The 21,124-nt window shown below is 69.8% G+C and carries 16 protein-coding genes; 12 read left to right on the forward strand and 4 right to left on the reverse strand.

Features of this window, described 5'->3' with window-relative positions; genetic code table 11:
- Nucleotides 1–140: 140 nt before the first annotated feature.
- Both AB0I38_RS35315 and AB0I38_RS35320 read left to right on the forward strand, forming a co-directional pair.
- Entirely contained in the window at nt 141–362 is a 222-nt protein-coding gene (locus AB0I38_RS35315) for a hypothetical protein (RefSeq protein ID WP_358491464.1), read from the forward strand.
- A 27-nt stretch (nt 363–389) separates the two neighbouring features.
- A complete protein-coding gene (locus AB0I38_RS35320) occupies nt 390–788 on the forward strand; it encodes a transposase (RefSeq protein ID WP_436838810.1) in 399 nt (132 codons plus the stop codon).
- Nucleotides 789–1,668: 880 nt separating this feature from the next.
- On the opposite strand, the gene AB0I38_RS35325 is transcribed toward AB0I38_RS35320, so the two are convergent.
- Nucleotides 1,669–2,259 (reverse strand): ATP-binding protein, encoded by a 591-nt coding sequence (locus AB0I38_RS35325; RefSeq protein WP_358491468.1) that lies wholly within the window; start codon nt 2,257–2,259, stop codon nt 1,669–1,671.
- A gap of 230 nt (nt 2,260–2,489) precedes the next feature.
- Between AB0I38_RS35325 and AB0I38_RS35330 the strand changes: the two genes are divergently transcribed.
- Nucleotides 2,490–4,085, forward strand: a complete 1,596-nt coding sequence (locus tag AB0I38_RS35330; protein WP_358491472.1) for a hypothetical protein — start codon at nt 2,490–2,492, stop codon at nt 4,083–4,085.
- A gap of 82 nt (nt 4,086–4,167) precedes the next feature.
- On the opposite strand, the gene AB0I38_RS35335 is transcribed toward AB0I38_RS35330, so the two are convergent.
- Complete coding sequence (locus AB0I38_RS35335) at nt 4,168–7,215, reverse strand: AfsR/SARP family transcriptional regulator (RefSeq protein ID WP_358491478.1); 3,048 nt, start codon at nt 7,213–7,215, stop codon at nt 4,168–4,170.
- A 152-nt stretch (nt 7,216–7,367) separates the two neighbouring features.
- On the opposite strand from AB0I38_RS35335, the gene AB0I38_RS35340 reads away from it, so the two are divergent.
- The 7 genes from AB0I38_RS35340 (at nt 7,368) to AB0I38_RS35370 (ending at nt 15,289) form a co-directional block, all read left to right on the forward strand.
- Nucleotides 7,368–8,456 (forward strand): HesA/MoeB/ThiF family protein, encoded by a 1,089-nt coding sequence (locus AB0I38_RS35340; RefSeq protein ID WP_358491480.1) that lies wholly within the window; start codon nt 7,368–7,370, stop codon nt 8,454–8,456.
- The gene (locus AB0I38_RS35345; protein ID WP_358491484.1) at nt 8,453–9,673 is read left to right on the forward strand and encodes a hypothetical protein; all 1,221 of its coding nucleotides are present in this window, start codon (nt 8,453–8,455) and stop codon (nt 9,671–9,673) included. The genes AB0I38_RS35340 and AB0I38_RS35345 overlap by 4 nt, the downstream gene beginning before the upstream one ends.
- A 160-nt stretch (nt 9,674–9,833) precedes the next feature.
- The gene (locus AB0I38_RS35350; RefSeq protein ID WP_358491491.1) at nt 9,834–11,141 is read left to right on the forward strand and encodes an ABC transporter substrate-binding protein; all 1,308 of its coding nucleotides are present in this window, start codon (nt 9,834–9,836) and stop codon (nt 11,139–11,141) included.
- A complete protein-coding gene (locus AB0I38_RS35355) occupies nt 11,138–12,100 on the forward strand; it encodes a carbohydrate ABC transporter permease (RefSeq protein WP_358491498.1) in 963 nt (320 codons plus the stop codon). Before AB0I38_RS35350 ends, AB0I38_RS35355 begins: the two co-directional genes overlap by 4 nt.
- Complete coding sequence (locus AB0I38_RS35360) at nt 12,097–12,900, forward strand: carbohydrate ABC transporter permease (RefSeq protein WP_358491505.1); 804 nt, start codon at nt 12,097–12,099, stop codon at nt 12,898–12,900. The genes AB0I38_RS35355 and AB0I38_RS35360 overlap by 4 nt, the downstream gene beginning before the upstream one ends.
- Nucleotides 12,897–14,267, forward strand: a complete 1,371-nt coding sequence (locus AB0I38_RS35365; protein ID WP_358491509.1) for a GH1 family beta-glucosidase — start codon at nt 12,897–12,899, stop codon at nt 14,265–14,267. Before AB0I38_RS35360 ends, AB0I38_RS35365 begins: the two co-directional genes overlap by 4 nt.
- 26 nt (nt 14,268–14,293) lie before the next feature.
- On the forward strand, nt 14,294–15,289 hold the full coding sequence (locus tag AB0I38_RS35370) for a LacI family DNA-binding transcriptional regulator (RefSeq protein WP_358491514.1): 996 nt from the start codon (nt 14,294–14,296) through the stop codon (nt 15,287–15,289).
- Between the two features lie 3 nt (nt 15,290–15,292).
- Here the strand turns inward: AB0I38_RS35370 and AB0I38_RS35375 are convergent, their stop codons facing one another.
- Nucleotides 15,293–16,846 (reverse strand): acyl--CoA ligase family protein, encoded by a 1,554-nt coding sequence (locus tag AB0I38_RS35375; protein ID WP_358491518.1) that lies wholly within the window; start codon nt 16,844–16,846, stop codon nt 15,293–15,295.
- A 60-nt stretch (nt 16,847–16,906) separates the two neighbouring features.
- Entirely contained in the window at nt 16,907–17,272 is a 366-nt protein-coding gene (locus tag AB0I38_RS35380) for a DUF1622 domain-containing protein (protein WP_358491523.1), read from the reverse strand.
- Between the two features lie 179 nt (nt 17,273–17,451).
- Here AB0I38_RS35380 and AB0I38_RS35385 point away from each other — a divergent pair, with 179 nt between their 5' ends.
- On the forward strand, nt 17,452–18,699 hold the full coding sequence (locus AB0I38_RS35385) for a hypothetical protein (RefSeq protein WP_358491527.1): 1,248 nt from the start codon (nt 17,452–17,454) through the stop codon (nt 18,697–18,699).
- A gap of 141 nt (nt 18,700–18,840) precedes the next feature.
- Nucleotides 18,841–21,078, forward strand: coding sequence for a transglycosylase domain-containing protein (locus AB0I38_RS35390; protein WP_358491530.1), 2,238 nt, complete (start codon nt 18,841–18,843; stop codon nt 21,076–21,078).
- Nucleotides 21,079–21,124: the final 46 nt, after the last annotated feature.

Raw genomic sequence — 21,124 nt, forward strand, 5'->3', positions numbered from 1 at the left:
CGATCTCGTGATCTAGGCAATCCGATCATCGCAGGTCGGAGGCACCTTTCTCTATTAACGATCTTCAGGACGAAATTCCGGCTGAATAGCCGAGGTTACGGTAGTTCTTGCCGCTGCTGGGCCGGGTAGAGGCTGCGGGTATGCGTGCACCGCTGATGGAGATCGGCTCGGTCGTCACCGATCAGCAGTGGACCGAGGAGTGGTCGGATCAGTTGAAGAATCTGCTGGTCGAGGTGGGTGAGATCTTTCCGCGGGTGGAGGTGCAGCGTCGGGCCGCTGACCTCGTCCGGGGATTGCTGGGGCCGATCTCGCGTAAGAACGGCTGGCAGTTGGCCGAGTACATCGGTGACGAGCACGCCTGAGGGCTGCAACACCTGCTGTCGCGAGCGGTGTGGGAGCCCGACGCACTGCGGGATTTCGTGCGCCGTTACGTGCTGGAGGGGCTGGCGATGCCGGGCGCGGGTCCGGGTGGCGCCGGAGTCCTGGTGATCGGCGAGACAGGGTTTGAGAAGCGGGGCCACAGCTCGGCCGGAGTGGCCCGCCAGTACACGGGCGCCGCGGGCACTGTGGTCAACCTGGAAGAGCGTGGCTTGCCCTACGCGGTGACCATCCAGGCCAACCAGAAGGGCTGGATCGGCCGGGTTTCCGACGTGGCCCGCCTCATCGGCCGGATCGCCGACTGGTTGAGCCTGCCGGCCGGGCCGTCCCAACTGGACACCCGTACCTGTCAGTGGTGGGTCCGCCGCCTGCCCGACCCGGAGGCCGGTATCGGCGCGGATGACCGGTAGGCAGCCGCCGATCCCGGCTGCTGGGCCCGCTGGGTGATCGCCCAATGTCGCCCCGAGCCCCCGGCCGACCGCGTTACTACCTGGCCTGGGGGTCACCCGACACACCCATCGAGGAACTGGTTCTCGTACCCGGCGCCCGGTGGCGGTAGAAGCCATCATGCTCGGCAAATCCGCCTGAAGCCTGGCCGACTACGAGGTCCGTTCCTACCACGGCTCATACCGGCACATCACCCTGGCCCAGTTAGCCGCCGCGTTCCTCGCCGTCCAACAGGCCACCACGGCCGAGGCCGGGGGTGATCCCCACTGCGACGGCGACGGCACCGCCACCTACACAGGGGTTCTCGCCTCATCTACCACCAGCACCTCCACGCTCTCCAGCCACGTTGAGCCGGTGGGGTACTCCATCTATGAGGTCCGTCGCCTTCTCCTCGCGGTCACGCCCTTGCCCAGCCCGAGCGTACGACTGCAGCACGCGCTGGCCTGGTCCCGCTGGAGACGTCGCCACCAAGCCGTTGCCCGTGCCTGTCACCGAGCCCGGCAGGTTACCGCCAGCCCCCCACCGACGCAGGGATCTCCCAGAGCCACGGCGATCTACGACTGAAGGGACAATCGTCGAGGCCGGGGAGATCGGGAGGCTGTGAGACCCTCAGCAGGCAGCCTCGCCGGCCAGAGCGTGACGAGAGCACAATGCGGCCAATGAGGGACTGCAGGCGTGCTACCGGCTGTCGAGTTCGGCGCCCACGACCAGATCGACCAACTCGCCGAGCGACGCAACGGCGAAGGCGCCATGGACGACGCGAGCGCCGCCCTGTGATCTTTGCACCATGACGTGGTCATCTTGTGCGGCCGTCAGGATCCGCGAACACTGGAAACTCGAGATCTACTCGCCCCGCTGAAGGGGGATGAGGGATGAGGGCAAGTGGGCCGGGGCCGCCTCTGTGGCGTGAGAGTGAGTGTGGATCTTCGCCCACACCTTGTGGCCCACCTCGTCGTCGCCTTCGTATCCGACCTGGTCGGCGAGCGCGGCGACGACCGCCAGCCCTCGACCGCACTCCGCGTCGGTCCTGCAGGGGATGTCGAAACGCGGTACGCCGCCCCAGCCGCAGTCGTAGACCGCGACGGTGATCGCGGCGGTCGTGCGGGCGAGCTCGACGATGTAGGTCCCGTTGGGGCCGCCGCTGGCAGTGTGCCGTACAGCGTTGGCCGCGAGTTCGGTGACGATCAGTCCGGCGTCGTCCTGGCAGTCGGAGTCGGCCAGGAGGTAGCGGGCGAAGTGGCGGGCGTGGGGGATCTGGTGGAGCACGCCAGGGAAGGTTCGTCTCCAGGTCAGTCCGCCGGGGTGCAGGTCGATCATCGCGTCGGTCTGTTCGCGGAGGACCGGGCAGAATGGGGCGGCGCTCGGGCCCTGCTCGCGCTGCCGGGGAATGAGCAGGCGAGCAGGCACGTCCGCCCATTCGGTGGTGTTGAGCACTGGGACCCCTCCGTGAACACATGACGAGTTGATTCGATACCTCTACGCTGCCTGGTCGAGTGCGCCGCGTGGACCCCCACCGCATCCGCATGGACCATCCCAGCGATATCGCCGCTGACCTGCGCGCATCTGCCGGCTTTCGTGATCGGCATCCCGCTCCGACCTGGTCGATCCCCTGTTCACTCGCACAGAATGTGACCATCGCTTTACAGTAAGTGCATGATCCCAGTGTGGAGGGGGTGCCGATGTCCGGTGAGGGCTACCGGGTGCTGCTTCAGGCTCGCTCTTGGAGTCGGCACCTTCGGGAGAAGGGCTTCACGTGGGACCAGATCGCCGCTGTGCTCGCGCTCACCCACCAGGTGAGCCCGTTGCGGCTGTATCGGCTGGCACACGGCCGCACCGCCGCCAACGTGGTGGCCATGGTCAACGACGCCGATCCGGCGGGCACAGCCGCGCTGCGCGAGTCGCGACTGTATGAGTTCGAGTCCTGGCCGGAGGCGGGGCGCCGGCCTTCGGCGCGTCTGCTCGCCGTGCTGGCCAAGATGTATGAGACCGCCGCCCAGAGCTTGGTCAGCGATGAGGTTGTCAGCTCGTACAGCGCTGCTGATCGTGACGTGATCTGCGGTGCGGACTTCCGCGACCTGGACGCCAACCGGCCGCCATCCCTGGACCGGGGAAGCCGTGTCACGATGGGATCGAGCGCAGAAGCCGTGCCCACTGACAAGTCGCTCGTGGACGCCCCGGAGTGCGTGCGGTTGCTGCGTGCCATCGGCGTCGAGGAGACCGACGTGAAGCGACGGGAGTTGCTCTTCGAACTGGCCTTGGTGCTGGGCGGCAGCAAGGCGCTGGACCTGCTGCGCGCGCTCACTCTGGAGGAGGAGGAACGCCTGGCCGGGGTGCTGCGCAGCACTTGGAGGGTGGACGAATCGGCGGTGTGCACGTTCGAGAAACTCTCGATGCAGGCGCAGCAGGCCGACGACCGATCCGGACCGGCCACGCTGTTGCCGGTCGTCAACAGACAGCGAGAGGCGGTCGCGCGGCTCCTCGCCCGCGAGTCGATGCAGCCGAGCTTGCGCGACCGGCTCCTTGGTACGTATGCGCAGATGTCGCAGCTAGCAGGCTTCCTCGCCTATGACCTACGCGATTACCTGGCGGCTGAACAACCGCTGAGTGACGGGCTGCGCGCGGCACTCGACCTCGGGGACCCGACATTGATCGCCTATATGCACTACTGGCTGGGCAGGCTGGCCGCTGACCGGGACCGGACGGCTACGGTTCTGGACCATGCCCTCGCCGTCAAGAGCTGGGCCTCCAGGTCCCCGAGCAAGCTGCTGGTGCCGCTGCACGAATCGCTGTTTTCGGTCGCCTACGCTGCCGAGGGTAATGCTGCAGCGAGTGTTCGCGCGCATGACCGCGCACTCGTGTCGTCGGAAGCACCGAAGGACAACGAACCGGCGTTCCTGCACTGGATTTCGCCATTGGCGTTGGAACTTGGGAGGTGCGCCTCGCTGGTCCGGCTGAACCACCCCGGACCTGCTGTGGGACCTGTCGTCATGGCGGCCGAGCGGTTTCTGACTGGACTTGACCCGATGTTCAAGAGGCGTCATGGGCTGGTGCTCGCCCGTTACGCGAGCGCCTTGACGGTGGCCAAGGAGATCCCCGAGGCGGTGGCCAGGCTGACGGAGGCCGCCGACCTCACCAGGCAACACAGCTCGGCCCGGCTGACGTATGAGATCAGCCAGGCGCGAACCCGGCTGGAGCCCTGGGCGGCCACTGCCTACGTTCGCCGGCTGGACGAGTCCCTGCGAGCCTGCGGCCTGAGGTGAACGACGGCCTCGCCCATCGACCAGGCCGGGCCAGAGGTGCGCCCACGACCGGGGCGGCCAACTCGCCGCGCGATCGGACCTGTCATGGGGACGGCTTTAAGAGTGCGGTCAGCGAGCAGGCGATCTGGTGCTCGGTACGCGTCCGCCACACGCGGTCGGAGTGGGAGCCGAGACGCGCCTGGCAGACGGTGAAGTATTCAAGGGCTCTGCGCTCGTCCCCATTCCAGCGGAAGACCTCGCCGAGGGCGTAGGCCGTCAGGGCCTCGCCCTGCTCGTCACCCGCTCGGGCGAACATCTCCATGCACTCCTGCAGCATGCCCTCCGCGCGGTCGAAACGCCCGAGCGCGGCATGGGCCTCGCCGAGTCGGCGCAGGGCCATCCGTTCGCCCTTGGGCCACTGGAGCTCGCGGCTGATGTCGAGGCTGGCCTGGTAGTGGCCGATCGCCTCCTCCACCCGACCCATCTCGTAGCACGCGATACCGAGGCAGCGAAGGAATCCCGCGCGATGCACCCTGCTCTTGTCGTCGGTCGCGACCTTCAGCGCACGGTGGCAGGTCCGTTCGGTGGCGTCGTAGCGGGCCTGATAGACCTGCGCCCCGACCACGACCATCCAGGCCAACAGCAGCCCGTGGGCGTCGCCGACCGAGCGGAACGAGGAGAGCGCCTTCGAGGCGTCGGACAACGCCGACGTGAGGTCCCCTGCCGCGATCCGGCAGGAGGCGAGCCCGACGAGCGCGTAGCCGCCCGCATGGCGGTCGGCGACGGACTCGAAGTGCGTCACCAGCGCGCGGAGCTCCGACTCGACGGTGCGGCTGCGACGCCGGTCGATCTCGACGTCGGCCCGCACCAGCCGCGCACGCATCTCGGTGTCCGTGTCGCCGCGCCGCCGGGCGGCTCGGATCACGGTGTCCAGCACGTGACCCGTGTCGTCGTGGAACCCGCGCACGGTGCCGAAAACGGAGAACGCGTAGGCGAGGTCGGTCGCGAGGGACACCATGCCCGCCCCAGCCGTCGCCTCGATGATCGAGATGAGGACCGCGCGTTCCGCGAGCAACCAGGCGTGTCCCTCGGCGAGGGGCGACGTTGTCCGGGTCCGAACTCCCTCGCGCGGCGGGGCGACGGCCTGGGGAAGCTCCCACGAAGCGGCGGTGACCCTGTCGAGCGCCTCTGCGGCGAGCCGGCCCAGCGAAGCCGACCGGCGTTCCTTACCCTCCTCGGCGGCGGACAGTTCGGAGGCGAAGCGCAGCAGCAGGTCGTGCATGCGATACCTGGGCTGCGCGGCTCCGTCGATCTCGTCGGCGGTGACGAGGCCCGCGGCGGCGAGTTCCTCCAGGGCGTGGTCCACGACGCCGGCCGGCTCCCCCAGCAGGGCGCCGATGGACCAGGCGGCCACACCGTCGACTCCGAGGTGCCCGAACGCCCGGAACGCGCGTCGCGCTTCGGCGGACAGCGTCGCGTAGCTCATCGCGAAGGGCCGGCGGATGCTCAGCCGCCCGGACCGGAGCTCGTCCAGGCATGCCGAGCCGTCCATGAGCCGCTGGGCCAGCTCGGTCAGCGGCCATGCCGGGCGGGTGACGAGCCGCGCCCCGGCGATGCGGAGCGCCAGCGGGAGGCGGCCGCATGCCCGCACGATGGTCTCGGCCGCCTCGGCGGCGCTCTCGACACGGGCGGCGCCGGCCACCTTCGCGAGGAGCTGACGGGCGTCGGCGTGCGACGGGACGTCCAACATCAGCGCGGTGGCACCCGCGAGCATGGGCAGGGGCCCCCGGGACGTGACCACCAACGCCGACCTCGACGTGCCCGGGAGCAGAGGCTGCACCTGAGCCTCGCTGCCCGCGTCGTCGAGCAGCACGAGGACGGCCCGGTCGGCGATCCTGGCCCGGTACAGCGCGGCGCGGGCCTCGGTGGCCGCGGGCATCGTGGAGCCGTCCACCCCGAGCGCTCTGAGCAGTTCGGCGAGCAGGTCGGCGGGGTCGCGAGGTGAGGGTGAGGCGCCGTCCATCCGGACGAACAGCTGTCCGTCCGGATAGTGCTCCCGCATCCGGTGGGAGACGTGTACGGCCAGCGTGCTCTTGCCCACACCGGGCGGGCCGGACACGACCACGATCGGTGGTGCGGCGGAACGCGCTTCGGCGCGGCCATCGGCCCCTCGCAACGCCTTGACCATGGCGCGCGATTCGCGATCACGCCCGACGAAGTCGGCGACGTCCGCGGGGAGCAGGCAGGCGCCCGTCCAACCGGTCCCCTTCCGCTCGCCTCCCTTCGGCGCTGGTGGAGGCACGGACGGACTCAGGACGACCCGCCCCTGCGCGGGAAGGTCGAGTGGGGCGTCGTCGAGAATCGCGGCGTGCAGGTCGCGCAGCAACTGGCCGGGCTCGACGCCCAGCTCCGAGACGAGCACGGACCGCGCCCGCCGGTAGGTTTCCAGCGCCTCCGCCCGCCGTCCCGCCCGGTGCAGCGCCAGCATCAGTTGATGCCACAGCCGCTCGCTGAGCGGCGTGGCCTCCACCAAGGCCGTCAACTCGCTGACCAGCTCGCCGTGCCGGCCCGACCACAGCCGTAGGTCGATCCAGTCGAGCCGGGCGCTCGTCGCCTGCTCCTCCAACTCGCTGATGCGCGGAGTCACCGCCGCGCCGAGCAGAACCCCCTCCGCCGGTCTGCCGCGCCACAGCAGGAACGCCTGCTCGAACAGACGGAGGGCCTCAGCCGCGTTCTCGACAGCGGCCTGCCGCCGGGCCTGCCCTACCGCGTCGCCGAAGGCCAGGAGGTCGAGCCGGGCGGGGTCCAGGGAGAGACGGTAGCCCTGCTCGTGGGTCTCCACCTCGATCGCCGCCCGGCGGAGCAGGGACACGTAGTTCTGCAGGTTGGACCGGGCCGATCGGGGCGGATCGTCCCAGACCGACATGATCAGGCGGTCCTTGGAGACGACGGTGTTCGGATGCAGCAGAAGAGTGCTGAGCACCGCTCGCGGCTTGGCTGGTAATCGCACCGGACGCCCTGAATCCAGGACACGAACCGGCCCGAGGATCGCGAAATCCACACTGCCCCCGAGCTGAGGACCACGGAAGTTCTGTGGCGACCTTATAGAGGTTTTGTGGCGCTGCCTAGAACTCTTGATCGTGAAGGACACGGAAGGAGGTGCTCAATGAAGATCGAGGTTCGCAAGGTCGAGGCCGTCAAGGCCACCGCCAACGCGCCCATCTGACGCGTTGCCTTTACCTACCAGACGGGGGGCGGCCCAGCCGCCCCCCGCCCCTGTCCCCGTGATGGATCGGAGTGGCGATGCGCGTCATGTTGAAAGAGTGCGCCTGGGAGTCCCTCGGCGATGACCTCATCGTGGTCCACGACCCCAGGGAGGCGCTCACGCTGGCCGACCCCGAGGGGCGGGTCGCGGCACTCCTCGACGAACTCGGCCGGGGCCCGGCCTCGGCCGCCGAGCTGTCCTCAGCCCTGGCCGCCCGGGGCGTCGAGGTCACCGTCGCTGAAATCCAGGAGGGCCTGGCCGGGCTCGATTCCCTCGGGCTGATCGAGAACGCCGCCGAGCGATGGCTGGGTGACGCCGCCGCCGACGAGCGCCACTTCTCCAATCTCACCTTCTTCGGTTCCTTCGCGACGCTGGAGCGGTCCCGGGCGGAGTTCGTCCGGCGGCTGCGCGACTCCCACGTCCTGGTCCTCGGCGTCGGCGGTGGCGGCTCCTCCCTCGTGCAGTGCCTGGCCGGGCTGGGTGTGGGCGCGATGACGCTGGTGGACCGCGACGACGTCGCACCGCGCAACTTCGCCCGGCAGTTCCTCTACCGGCATGCCGACATCGGGCGGTCGAAGGTGGAACGGGCCGCCGCGTGGGTGCACGCGTACGACCCCGGCATCGAGGTCCGGGCAGTCGACCGGTGGATCTCCGGACCGGACGACCTCAAGGATCTGTTCGGCGGCGTGGACCTGGTGGCGGGTGGCCTGGACGGGGAGCGCGACGCCCACCTCTGGGTGAACGAGGCCGCCCTGCGGGCCGGCGCCCCACTGGTCTCCGGCGGGATGACGCGAACCCAGCTGATCTACTGCTCGGTCGATCCGGGCAAGAGCCCGTGCCTCCGGTGCGACGACTCGGACCGGCCCTCCCTGACCGAGACCACCCCGAGGGGCGTCGCCCATCGGCTCGCCCGGGGACTGCGACTGAACAACGGGCTCACCGGGCCGATGGCCATGCAGGTCGGCTCGCTGATCGCCTTCGAGGCCCTGCGTTACCTCACCGGCTTCGAACCGCCCAGGGCCGCCGGCGGGCGGGTCACGCTCGACCTCCGCGACGGGCTCAGCGCCTCCTGGGAGCCGTTCCCCCGCGATCCCGGCTGCCCGGCGTGCGCGTTGGTCCCGCGGTGAGCGGTACGACGGTAGCGCTGCGCGCACTGACCCTGGTGCCCGAAGGCGACGAGGTCGTGGTCGGTGACCCCGAGACCGGCACGTTCGTGACCGTTCCCGCGGTGGGCGGGGTGGTGATCTCCGCGTTGCGGCGCGGCGCGACGACCGACGAGGCGGCCGCCGAAGCCGAGGCGTTCGCGGGTGAGCCGGTCGACGTGCCGGCGTTCGTTGAGGTCCTCACCGAGCTCGGCTTCGTCGATGACCGCTCCGGCGAGGAGCGCGAAGCCGTACGCACCGCGCCCATCCAGGTCCGCCGCTGGATGGGCGGCGTAAGCCAGAGGCTGGCCCGCCCGTTCTTCGGCCCGGTGGCCTGGATCGTCTACGCCGCCTGCGCGCTGTTCTGCACCGGTGTCTTCGTCGCCTCGCCATCGCTGGTCCCCCAGCCCGCGCAGGACGCGTTCCTGCTCGGCGACATCGGCCTGAGCGCGCTCCTCCTTGTGCCCTTCGCCCTGGCCTCGACGGCCCTGCACGAGTGCGGGCACTGGCTGGCCGCCCGCGCGATCGGTGTCAGGTCCCGCTTCGGGATCGACCGCCGGATGATGCTGCTCGTCTTCGAGACCGACCTCACCCAGGTGTGGACGGTGCCCCGCCGGCAGAGGTACGGCCCGCTGCTCGGCGGGCTGGCGGTGGACGTGGTGGTGCTCGGCCTGCTGCTGAGCGGACGCCTGCTGATCCAGGCGGGCCTGTGGACGCCCCCGCCGCCGGTGGACGCCGTGCTCGCGGTGTGGGTGTACGTGAACCTGACCGGGTTCCTGTGGCAGTGCATGATCTTCCTCCGCACCGACCTGTACGCGGTGCTGGCGAACGCCCTGGGCTGCCGCGACCTGTGGCGGGTCAAGTCGTTGATGCTGCGGCGTGCGTTCGGCCGCCTCACCCCCGGCCAGGCCGAGGAGCTGGCTCAGGCGTCTCCCGCCGACCGGCGGGCCGGCCGCTGGTTCCGCTGGGTGTGGCTGGCGGGGTTCGCCGGAGTTCTCGGCTGGTTCGCGTTCTTCCTGCTTCCCGTCATCGTGACCGTGCTCCAGTGGACCGTCGCCGGTCTGGCCCTGGGCCCCCTCACGGGCCGGTTCTGGTACTCCCTCCTCTGCGCCGCCCTGCTCCTCAGCCCTCAGACGCTCGCCGCCGCTCTGGCCGTCAAGGAGTACGCCCGCAGGCTCCGCACCCGGCGCCGGGCCGCGTAACGGCGCCGCCCCTCTCCGGAGCTTGACGGATTCGAGAACGCGCTCTCTCCGGCAACCCTATCGTTATCCAACTTCCGTTGACACCAGGGTGTGAAGGCTACGAACCTCATGAGAGAGCGCTCTCTCCACATCCCCCTAGCACGAACTCTGGAGGGTTTCCATGACCCCTCGTATCCGTCGGCTCGCCGTGCCCCTGCTCACCGCGTCCGTGCTCGTCCTCGCGTCGGCGGCCTGCGGAGGCGGCGGCGGGAACGACACCGCCGGCGCAGCCGACACCGCCGCCAAGCCCGGAGAGAAGGTCAAGCTCACGATCGGCCTCTTCGGCGACTTCGGCTTCAAGCCGCTGTACGAGGAGTACAAGAAGACGCACCCGAACGTCGAGATCGTCGAGAACGTCACGCAGTTCAACGACCACCACAACAACCTGGTGAAGCGGCTGGCCACCAACGCCGGAGCGGGGGACATCGAGGCCGTCGAGGTCGGCTACATCAGCACGTTCACCGCGCAGCCCGCCAAGTTCCAGGACCTCAAGCAGTACGGGCTGGACAAGCGGCAGGGCGACTACCTCGACTGGAAGTGGCAGCAGGGCCTGAGCAAGCAGGGCGGCCAGGTGCTGGGCCTCGGCACCGACGTGGGCGGCCTGGCCATGTGCTACCGCAAGGACCTGTTCGAGAAGGCGGGGCTGCCGGCCGACCGGACCGAGGTGGCGGCGCTCTGGCCGACGTGGGAGCAGTACATCGAGACGGGCAAGAAGTTCGCCGCGGCCGACGTGGCCGGCGCGAAGTTCGTGGACAGCCCCGGTGAGATCTTCCGGGCCATGGTCAACCAGGCGCCGACCGGCCTGTACGACGCCCAGGACCAGATCATCGTGGGCTCCAACCCCGACGTGAAGAAGGCGTGGGACCTGTCCAACCAGCTCACCGCCGAGAAGCTGACCGCCAAGCTGGCCGCCTTCTCGCCGCCGTGGAACACCGGCTTCGCCAAGGGCTCGTTCGCCACGATCATCTGCCCGGCCTGGATGACCGGGTTCATCCAGGAGCAGGCCAAGGACGCGTCCGGCAAGTGGGACATCGCGACCGTTCCCGGCGGGTCGGGCAACAGCGGCGGCTCGCACCTGATGATCCCCAAGCAGAGCAAGCACCCCAAGGAGGCCGCCGAGCTGATCGACTTCCTCACCTCCAAGGAGAACCAGGCCAAGGTCTTCAAGGAGGAGGGCACGTTCCCGTCGATCCCGTCGCTCTACGACGACCCGTCGATCCAGAACTTCACCAAGCCGTTCTTCGGTGACGCCCCCATCGGCAAGATCTACTCCGAGGCGGCCAAGGCGCTCAAGCCGCAGCACCTCGGCCCCAAGGAGGCCGAGGTCCGCGTGGTGATCGGCGACGGGCTGGGCCGGGTCGAGCAGGGCAAGCAGACCCCCGACCAGGCCTGGGCGCAGGTGCTCGAGGACGTCAAGAAGATCAAATGAGTTCTCTCCCGCTCGCCGTCCCCGGCCGGCGGCGCAGGCGGGGCATGCGGCACACCCTCGACGTGAGGGTGTCGCCGTACGCCTACGTCGCGCCCTTCTTCCTGCTGTTCTGCGCCTTCGGGCTGTTCCCGCTGGTCTACACGGCCTGGGTGAGCCTGCACGAGTGGACGCTGCTGTCCGACGAGCACACGTTCGTCGGGATGGACAACTTCGGCACGCTGCTCGCCGACGGCTACTTCTGGAACGCGACGTTCAACACGCTGTCCATCGGGGTGCTGTCGACCGTGCCGCAGCTGGTGCTGGCCATCTGGCTGGCGCACCTGCTGAACCGCAGGCTGCGCTTCCAGACGTTGTTCCGGGTCTCGCTGCTGTTGCCCAACGTGACCAGCGTGGTGGCCGTGGTGGTGATCTTCAGCCAGTTGTACGGCCGCGACTTCGGCATGATCAACTGGGTGCTCTCCTGGTTCGGCGCGGGGGCCATCGACTGGGCGGCGGGCACGGCGACCTCGCACATCGCGCTCTCCACGATGATCATGTGGCGCTGGACGGGATACAACGCGCTGATCTTCCTCGCGGCCATGCAGGCCGTACCCCGTGAGCTGTACGAGGCGGCCACGATCGACGGGGCGAGCAACTTCACCCAGCTCCGCCGGATCACCGTGCCGATGATCCGGCCCACGATCATCTTCGTCGTCATCGTCTCGACGATCGGCGCCATGCAGATCATCGCCGAGCCCCTGCTGTTCGGCGCCAGCACCGGTGTCGCCCAGGGCGGCGCGGCCAACGGCGGGCCCGACCGGCAGTTCCAGACGCTGGCGCTGTTCGTCTACGAGCAGGGGTTCACCAAGTTCGACTTCGGCTACGCCTCCGCGGCGTCGTGGCTGATGTTCCTGGCCGTGGTGATCGTCGCGGGGATCAACTTCCTGATCACGCGCCGGGTGAAGGGCGGCCTGGTATGAGACTGAGGTATCTGACGCTGACCGCGGTGGCCTTCTTCTCCGCGTTCCCGCTCTACTACAGCGTGGTCGTGGCCTCCCGGCACAACTCGGCGCTGGCGGAGGTGCCGCCGCCGATGCTGCCGGGCGGCAACTTCTTCGCCAACGTGGCGCGGGTCTTCGACACCGTGCCGTTCGGGCTGGCGCTGCTCAACTCGGTCATCGTGGCGGGCTCGATCTCGATCGCGGTCATGTTCTTCTCGACGCTGGCCGGGTTCGCGTTCGCCAAGCTGAAGTTCAGAGGCCGCAACATCATGCTGCTGATCACGGTCGCGACCATGATGGTCCCGGTCCAGCTCGGCATCATCCCGCTCTACCTGCTCATGGTGAAGCTGGAGTGGACCGGCACCAACTACGCGCTGATCGTGCCGGCCCTGGTCAACGCGTTCGGCGTGTTCTTCATGACGCAGTACCTGACGCGGGCGCTGCCGACCGAGCTGCTGGAGGCGGGCCGGGTCGACGGGTGCACGACCTGGGGGCTGTTCTGGCACGTCGTGCTGCCGGCCGCACGGCCCGCGGCGGCCGTGCTCGGCATGCTCACGTTCATGTCGGCCTGGAACGACTACTTCTGGCCGCTGGTCGTGCTCAACCCGGACAGCCCGACGGTGCAGGTGGCCCTGTCGACCCTGGCCAGCGGCTACGTCAACGACTACGTGCTGGGCCTGGCGGGCACCGCGGTGGGGACCCTGCCGCTCGTCCTCGCCTTCGTCCTGTTCGGCAAACAGATCATTGGTGGAATCATGCAAGGAGCGGTAAAAGGATGATTTTCCCGGAGAGCTTCGTCTGGGGCGCCGCCACGGCCTCCTACCAGATCGAGGGGGCGGTCAAGGAGGACGGGCGAGGCCAGTCGATCTGGGACACCTTCTCCCACTCCCCCGGGAACGTGGCCGACGGCGACACCGGGGACGTGGCCTGCGACCACTACCACCGCTACGCCGACGACGTCGCGCTGATGCGCGAGCTGCGACTGGCGGCCTACCGGTTCTCCGTGGCCTGGCCGCGCGTCCAGCCGGACGGCACCGGCCCGGCCAACCCCAAGGGGCTCGCCTTCTACGACAGGCTGGTCGACAAGCTGCTGGAAGCCGGGATCTCGCCGTACGTCACGCTTTATCACTGGGACCTGCCACAAGGTCTGGAAGAGCGCGGCGGGTGGACCGACCGCGACACCGCGTATCGGTTCGCCGAGTACGCGGAGGCCGTGCACGGTCGGCTCGGCGACCGGGTCGGCCACTGGGCGACGCTCAACGAGCCGTGGGTCGCGGCCTTCCTCGGCTACGGCAACGGCGTGCACGCGCCAGGACGCCGCGACCCGGCGAGCGCCATGCGCGCCGCGCACCACCTGCTCCTCGGCCACGGCCTGGCCGCCAGGCGGCTGCGCGAGCTGGGTGCGGAGGAGCTCATGCTCGTGATCAACTCCGCGCCGGCGCTCACCCCCGCCCAGGTCAACGACCCGGACGCGGTCGCGACCCCGGCCGACGCCGCCGCCACGCATCTCATCCACGCGCTGCTGACCAGGCAGTTCCTGGACCCCGCCCTCTACGGCCGCTACCCGGAGGAGGTGCTCGCCACCGCCGAGCGCAACGGCGGCACCGGCCACATCAAGGACGGCGACCTGGAGACGATCGCCGCGCCGATCGACCAGATCGGCATCAACTACTACAACCCCTGCGTGGTCGAGGCGGGACCGGGAGAACCCGCCGACGCCGCCTGGCCGGGCTCCGAGGGCGTCAGGTTCGCCGCAGCCGACGCCCCCACCACCGCGATGGGCTGGCCGATCGTGCCGGACGGCCTGTCCAGGCTGCTGATCCGGCTCTCGCAGGACTATCCCCAGGTCGGCCTCATGGTCACCGAGAACGGCGCGGCCTTCGACGACGTCGTGAAGGACGGCCGGGTGCACGACGCGGACCGGGTGTCCTACCTCGACCGCCACCTGCGCGAGGTGCACCGCGCCATCGAGGCGGGCGCCGACCTGCGCGGCTACCTGGTGTGGTCACTGCTGGACAACTTCGAGTGGGCCGAGGGCTACCGGCGTAGGTTCGGCATCGTGCACGTCGACTACTCCACCCAGACACGGGTGCTTAAAGACAGTGCTCTGTGGTATCGCGATGTGATCGTCAGGAACGGGCTGTAGATTCCTTTCGTGCTCAAGGAGATAAGTTGAGACGTCCGACCCTGGAGGCGGTCGCCGCCCGGGCGGGCGTCTCCCGCGCCACCGCGTCCCGGGTCGTCAACGGTCAGACGACCGTCGCGCCGCAGATCCGCGACGCCGTTGAACGCGCGATCGACGAGCTGGGCTACGTGCCCAACTCCGCGGCGCGCAGCCTGGTCACCCAGCGCACCGACTCGATCGCCCTGGTGGTGTCCGAGTCGCCGACCCGGGTGTTCTCCGAGGATCCCCTGTTCTCCACGGTGATCCGCTCGGCCAGCGTGGAGCTGGAGGCGGTCAACAAACAGGTCGTGCTGATGCTGGCGTCGTCCGCCAAGAGCCACGCGCGGCTGGAGCGTTACATCGCGGGCGGCCACGTCGACGGCGTCATGCTCATCTCGATGCACGGCGCCGACCCGCTCCCGACCGCGCTGTCCCGCCTGCGTGTCCCCGTCGTCTCGTACGGCAGGCCGGCCGTCCCCGTCGACATCCCGTTCGTCGACAACGACAACGTGGGCGGCGCCGAGGCTGCGGTGCGTCACCTGCTGTCCTCGGGCCGCCGCCGCATCGCCACGATCGCCGGGCCGCTTGACATGATCGCCGGCCAGGACCGGCTGACGGGCTACCGCAACGTGCTGCGCGACTCCGACCACCGCTCGATCGTCGCGGTCGGCGACTTCACCCGCGAGTCGGGCTCGGCCGCCATGCGCCAGCTCCTGCGCGACGATCCCGCGCTGGACGCCGTCTTCGTGGCCAACGACCTGATGGCGGTCGGCGCCCTCCAGGCGCTCCGGCAGGCGGGGCGCCGGGTGCCCGACGACGTGGCGGTGGTGGGCTTCGACGACATCGACGCGGCGAAGTACACCGAGCCGCCGCTGACCACGATGCGCCATCCGGTCATGGAGCAGACGGCCGCCCTGGTGCGTCTCCTGCTCGGCCTGTTCGCCGGCGGCCCGTCCGACCCGGTCATCCTGCCCACCGAGCTGATCGTCCGCGAGTCCGCCTGAGCCTCAGTTCGCGGTGGTCCGGTCGCGCAGGACGTTCTTCTGGATCTTGCCGGTGGAGGTCTTGGGGAGGTCGGCGAAGACGACGCGCTTGGGGGCCTTGAAGCCGGCGAGCTCGGCGCGTACGTGGTCGATCAGGTCCTGGGCGGTGGCGGCGGCTCCGGGGCGCAGGGTGACGAAGGCGACCGGCACCTCGCCCCAGTGGTCGTCGGGCGTGGCCACCACGGCGCTCTCCAGCACCGCGGGGTGGCGGGCCAGGACCTGCTCGACCTCGACGGAGCTGATGTTCTCGCCGCCGGAGATGATGATGTCCTTGCGGCGGTCGCGGATCTCGACGTAGCCGTCGGGATGCATGACGGCCAGGTCGCCGGTGCGGAACCAGCCGTCCGTCGTCACGGCCTCGGTCGCCGCCTCGTCGCGGTAGTAGCCGAGCATGACGTCGTTGCCACGGGCGGCGATCTCGCCGAGCGTGGCCCCGTCCGCGGGCACGTCGGCGCCGTGGTCGTCGATGACGCGCAGCGGGGCGGCGATGACGTTGGCCACGCCCTGCCGGGCGCGGAGGGCGGCCTGCTCGTCCGGGGCCCGCTCGTCCCAGGGGGGCTGCCATTCGTTGACGGCGAGGGGGCCGAAGGTCTCGGTGAGCCCGTACAGGTGCATCACGTCCATGCGCAGCTCGCGCAGCCTGGCCAGCAGCGTCGGGGTGGGCGGGGCGCCTCCGGTGCTGATCCGCACGGTCGAGTCGAGCGGCTTCTCGTCGGCGCCCGGATGGTTCGCGATCATGGACAGCACGGTCGGCGCGCCGCTGAGGTGGGTGATGCCCTGCTCGTGCAGGAGCCGCCAGATGTGCTCGGGTTCGACCGCGCGCAGGCACACGTGGGTGCCGCCCGCCGCCGTCACGGCCCAGGTGAAGCACCAGCCGTTGCAGTGGAACATCGGCAACGTCCACAGGTAACGCGTCGCCGAGTCGAGCCGGGCGTGGAAGGCCATGGCCAGCGCCTGGAGGAACGCGCCGCGGTGGTGGTACATGACGCCCTTGGGCGGGCCGGTGGTGCCGCTCGTGTAGTTGATCGCCAGCAGGCCGCGTTCGTCGATCCGCTCGGCGGGCGCCGGCTCGGCGGTCGCCAGCAGCGTCTCGTACTCGTCGTCGCCGTCCTGGCCGGCCAGGACGAGGCGCGCGCCGGTGGCCTCGGCGATTTCGTGCGCCTTGCCGGCGTACTCCGTGGTGGCGAGGAGGACGCGGGCTCCGGAGTGCCGGACGATGTAGGTCAGCTCCTGGGCGGACAACCGGAAGTTGAGCGCCACGAGGACCGCCCCGCTCAGCGGCACGCCGTGGTGGAGTTCGAGCTGCACGTGGCTGTTGGCGCACAGGGTGGCGACCCGGTCCCCCGGCCCGACGCCGAGGCCCGCGAGCAGGCCGGTGACCGCCCTCGACCGCCGGCCGAACTCCGCGTAGCTCAGCTCGCGCTCGCCGTCGACCACCGCGATCCGGTCCCGGAACACGGCCGACGACCTGGCCAGGAACGAGGCGGGGGTCAGCGGATCGAAGGTGAAATCAGCCACGAGGCACCTCCACGCGAATGTCGGCCACCTCACCATGGTGATCGATCCGCGCCCGCCTTCCTAGCCGCCGGAGGGTGGCGGCCCGGCGGCCGGGCGCGGCTGCCAGGGCAGGCGGCCCTCCAGCTCGACCTGGAGCGAGAAGCTGAGGAACGTCCGCACCGCCACGATCACGGCCAGGACGCCCACGCTCTGGAAGGTGGGCGAGACCGCCACGGTGCGGATGATGTCGGCCGCAACCAGGAGCTCCAGCCCGAGGAGGATGGCCCGGCCCACGCCCTGCCGGAACGCCGGATAGAAGCCGGTCGCCCGGCGGGTGCGCACGTACCGGAGGGCGAACGTGACGCCGGCGATGAGGGTGCCGGCCGCGATCACGAGCACGCCGACGAAATCCAGCGCCTCACCGATCAGGTCGATGATCCCCTTCACGCGCCACCCTCCCCCCCCTCACCCCCTTCATGCCCAGATGTCGCATCCACACCCTTCGGCCGCAACGGGCGCCCTCGCCCCCTGATTTACGCCGGTTTTCTGGCGAACTCCACCCAACTGTGACCCAGGGCTGAAAGTCTGTGCGTTCTGTCAAGTTGGCCTCCGTTGGGAGATGGACAGTGCCGAAGCCCCGGGCCACCCTCGGGTGGGCATCCGCCTTAGCAGGCCTGCTGGCCGTCCTCGCCGGCTCGTTCCTGGCCCTGCCGTCGCCCGCGCGGGCGGCGGACAGAACACTCAGCGTGAGCTTCACCTGTACGGGCGGGCCGTTCAGCACCACCTCGATGACCGTGCCGATCGTCGTGCCGGACACGGCGAGCGGCACGTTCGACGTCGAGTGGAGCCTGCCGACGCTGACGTTGCGGACCGCGCCCACCACGGCCACGCAGGTCCTGGCGGCCGGCGAGCTGGTCGTGACCGGCGGGACGCACACGGACCTCAGCGGGCCGGGCGCGAACGTCACGGCCGGGTCCACGACCGTGCCCGCGGCCAAGGTGACCAGCACGGTGACGGTGACCGCCAGCACGGGCGGCCAGGTGACGATCAAGCCGTCCACTCAGGCGGGCAGCCTGAAACTGGGCCTGGTCAGCGCCCCCTCCGAGGTGACCTCGTGCACGACCACCGGCACCGAGAGCGTGGTGGTCACGGTCGGCCAGGGCGACGACGACGGGGGCGGCCCGGGCACCGGGACACAGCTCGTCGACTACGCGTGCACCAGCGACTCCGGCACGGTCCAGGACGTCAAGATCAAGGTCACGCTCACGCTGCCGGCCACCGATCCCCGGGCCGGCGAGCAGTTCTCGATCGGCTGGTCCGGCGTGTACGAGACAGGGTCCGAGCTCAAGGCGCCGGCCGAGGGGCTGACGCCGGGCGTCAAGCTCTACACCTACGCCTCGATCTCCGGGCTGCCGGGCCTGACCTCGGCGACCGGCGTGGGCACGCTGGGCACGATCACCGCCGGCCAGACGATCACCCTGCCGACCACCGCCGTGAGCATGAAGACGACCTCGCAGAAGGCCGGCACCGCACGGGTGAAGCCCGCCGCCATCAACATCGGCGGCCTGCCCACCTCGCCGCTCATCGAGTGCGAGGTGAAGAACGCGACCACCCTCGTCACCTATCCCCTGACCATCGGCGCGGGCGGCGCCTCGACTCCCTCCGAGTCGCCCTCGTCCACTCCATCCGACACGCCCACGTCGGAGTCGCCCGAGCCGACGAGCGAGAAGTCCTCGACGCCCAAGGACGGGGTCGACACCGGCGCCGGCGGCGAGGCGGGGCCCGACGGGCGGGCGTTCGTGCTCACCGGGTCGGCGCTGATCATGGCCGCCGGAGCCGGCGGCCTGCTCCTGCGGCGGCGCCCGGTCAACTGATCCTGATCGGGCACCCCTTCTGACCTGCGATCATCTTTCCCTAGATATCGGTCTGTCATGGATACCGATATTGGACATCGACCGATCACATCTGCTTGGCTCACGCTCATGCGAGACCGGGGTGAGGACAGATCAGGTGCCGTGTCCAAGATCGTGCGGCTAGCCGGGGTGGGGATGGCGGCGGGAGTGCTGGTGGCGGGGATCTCGCTGCCCGCCGTAGGAGGTGTGGGCTTCGGGCTCAAGTCGGCGACCGACGCGGTCGACCTGACGCCGGCCGAGCTCGTCGAGCCGCCACCGGCCGAGGTCACGATCGTGCAGGACGCCAAGGGCGCCGAGATCGCCCGCTTCTACGAGGAGTATCGCGAGGTCGTCGGCCTCGACAAGGTGGCCGACGTCATGAAGACGGCGATCATCTCGATCGAGGACTACCGGTTCTACGAGCACGGCGCGATCGACCTGGAGGGCACGATCCGCGCGTTCGCCAAGAACCTCCAGGCGGGCGGGGTGAGCCAGGGCGGGTCGAGCATCACCCAGCAGTACGTCAAGCAGGTGCTGCTCAACTCCGCGGGCACCGACCAGGAGCGGAACAAGGCGCTGGAGGCGAGCTACGCGCGCAAGCTCAAGGAGCTGCGGCACGCGATGGCCGTGGAGGAGAAGTACTCCAAGGACGAGATCCTGGGGAAATATCTGAACATCGCCTACTTCGGCGCAGGCGCCTACGGGGTGGAGGCGGCGGCCAAGCGGTTCTTCGGCGTGAAGGCGGCCGAGCTCACCCTGCCGCAGGCGGCGACCCTGGCCGGCGCCGTGCAGGATCCCAACGCGACCGACCCCAACCTGGGCCGGAAGCAGCGCGAGCGGCTCCGGAGCCGGCGTGACGTCGTGCTGGGCCGGATGGCGGAGCTGGGCAAGATCACCCAGGCCGAGGCGGCCAAGGCGAAGGCCGCCGGACTCGGCTACAAGGGCACAAAGCTCCCCGGTGGCTGCGAATCCAGCAAATATCCGTACTTCTGCATTTATGTGCGCAACGAGATCCTCAACAACCCCGACTTCGGCGCGACCGCCAAGGACCGGCTCGCCCTGCTCAACCGAGGCGGGCTGACGATCAGGACCACGCTCGACACCGCCATGCAGGCCGCGGCGGACAAGGCGATCCGGACGTGGGTGCACCCGAGCGACGCGCCGGTCGCCTCCGAGGCCCTGGTCGAGCCGGGCACCGGGGCCATCAAGGCGATGGCGGCCAGCAAGAAGTACGGCCTCGACCCGGCCAAGAACGAGATCTCCTACAACCTCGTCGCCGACGCCGCCCACGGCGGTGGCGTGGGCTTCCAGGCCGGGTCGACCTTCAAGACGTTCACCCTGCTCGCCGCGCTGCAGAAGGGCATGAAGGTCGACGACGGCTTCACCGTCGGCGCGGGTTACCGCGCGTCGGGCTACTCGGCGTTCAAGAACTGCAAGAACGAGAACATCGGCGACCCCACCCACACCGTCACCAACGACGAGGGCACGCCCGGCTGGAAGACGCTGCGCACCGGCACCTGGGGCTCGGTCAACACCTTCTTCATGACGCTGTCGCAGCAGGTCGGGCTCTGCGAAACGGTCACCCTGGCCAAGTCCCTGGGCATCCACCGCTCCGACGGGCAGAAGCTCCGGGAGTACGAGACGTTCACCCTCGGCATCAACGAGATGGACCCGGTGACGGTGGCCAACGCCTATGCCGCGATCGCCGCCCGGGGCAGGTACTGCGAGCCGATGGCGATCAGCCGGATCACCGACCGCGACGGCAAGACGACCAAGATCAAGCCCAGTTGCCGGCAGGCGATCGAGCCCGAGGTCGCCGACGCCGCGGCCGACGTGCTCTCCGGCGTGTTCACCCAGGGCACGATGCGTGCCGTCGGAGGCATCGGCCGCGATGCGGCGGGCAAGACGGGCACCACCGACAGCTACGCCTCCGCCTGGTTCGCCGGGTTCACCCCCGACCTGGCCGGGGCGGTGAGCATCGGCGACCCGGGCGGCTCGCAGGACAACAAACTGATCGGCATCACGATCGGCGGCCGCTACTACGGCTCCGTGGTCGGCGCCAGCATCCCCGGGCCGATCTGGAAGGACACGATGCTGGCGGCGCTGAGCAAGGTCGAGCCGTCGTCGTTCACCCCGATCGACTCGGCCCGGTTCGGCGGCTGCGCCCAGAACTGCCGGCCGGTGGCGCCCGCCCCGGACGACGACGCGAGCGCGGACGAGGCCACCGGCGACGACGCCCCGGCGCTGGCCGGCGACCCGGCAGGGACCGGCGACGGGCTCGACGGCCTCGACGGGTTCGATGGATTCGACGGGTTCGAAGACATGGGCGGCATGGGCGGCATGGATGGCATGGGCGGCTGAGTCGCCCTCCGGCGGCGGCAGCCATGGGCGGCCGTCGCCGAAGCGG

Source organism: Nonomuraea cavernae (assembly GCF_040655715.1).
GTDB classification, from domain to species: Bacteria; Actinomycetota; Actinomycetes; order Streptosporangiales; family Streptosporangiaceae; genus Nonomuraea; species Nonomuraea cavernae_A.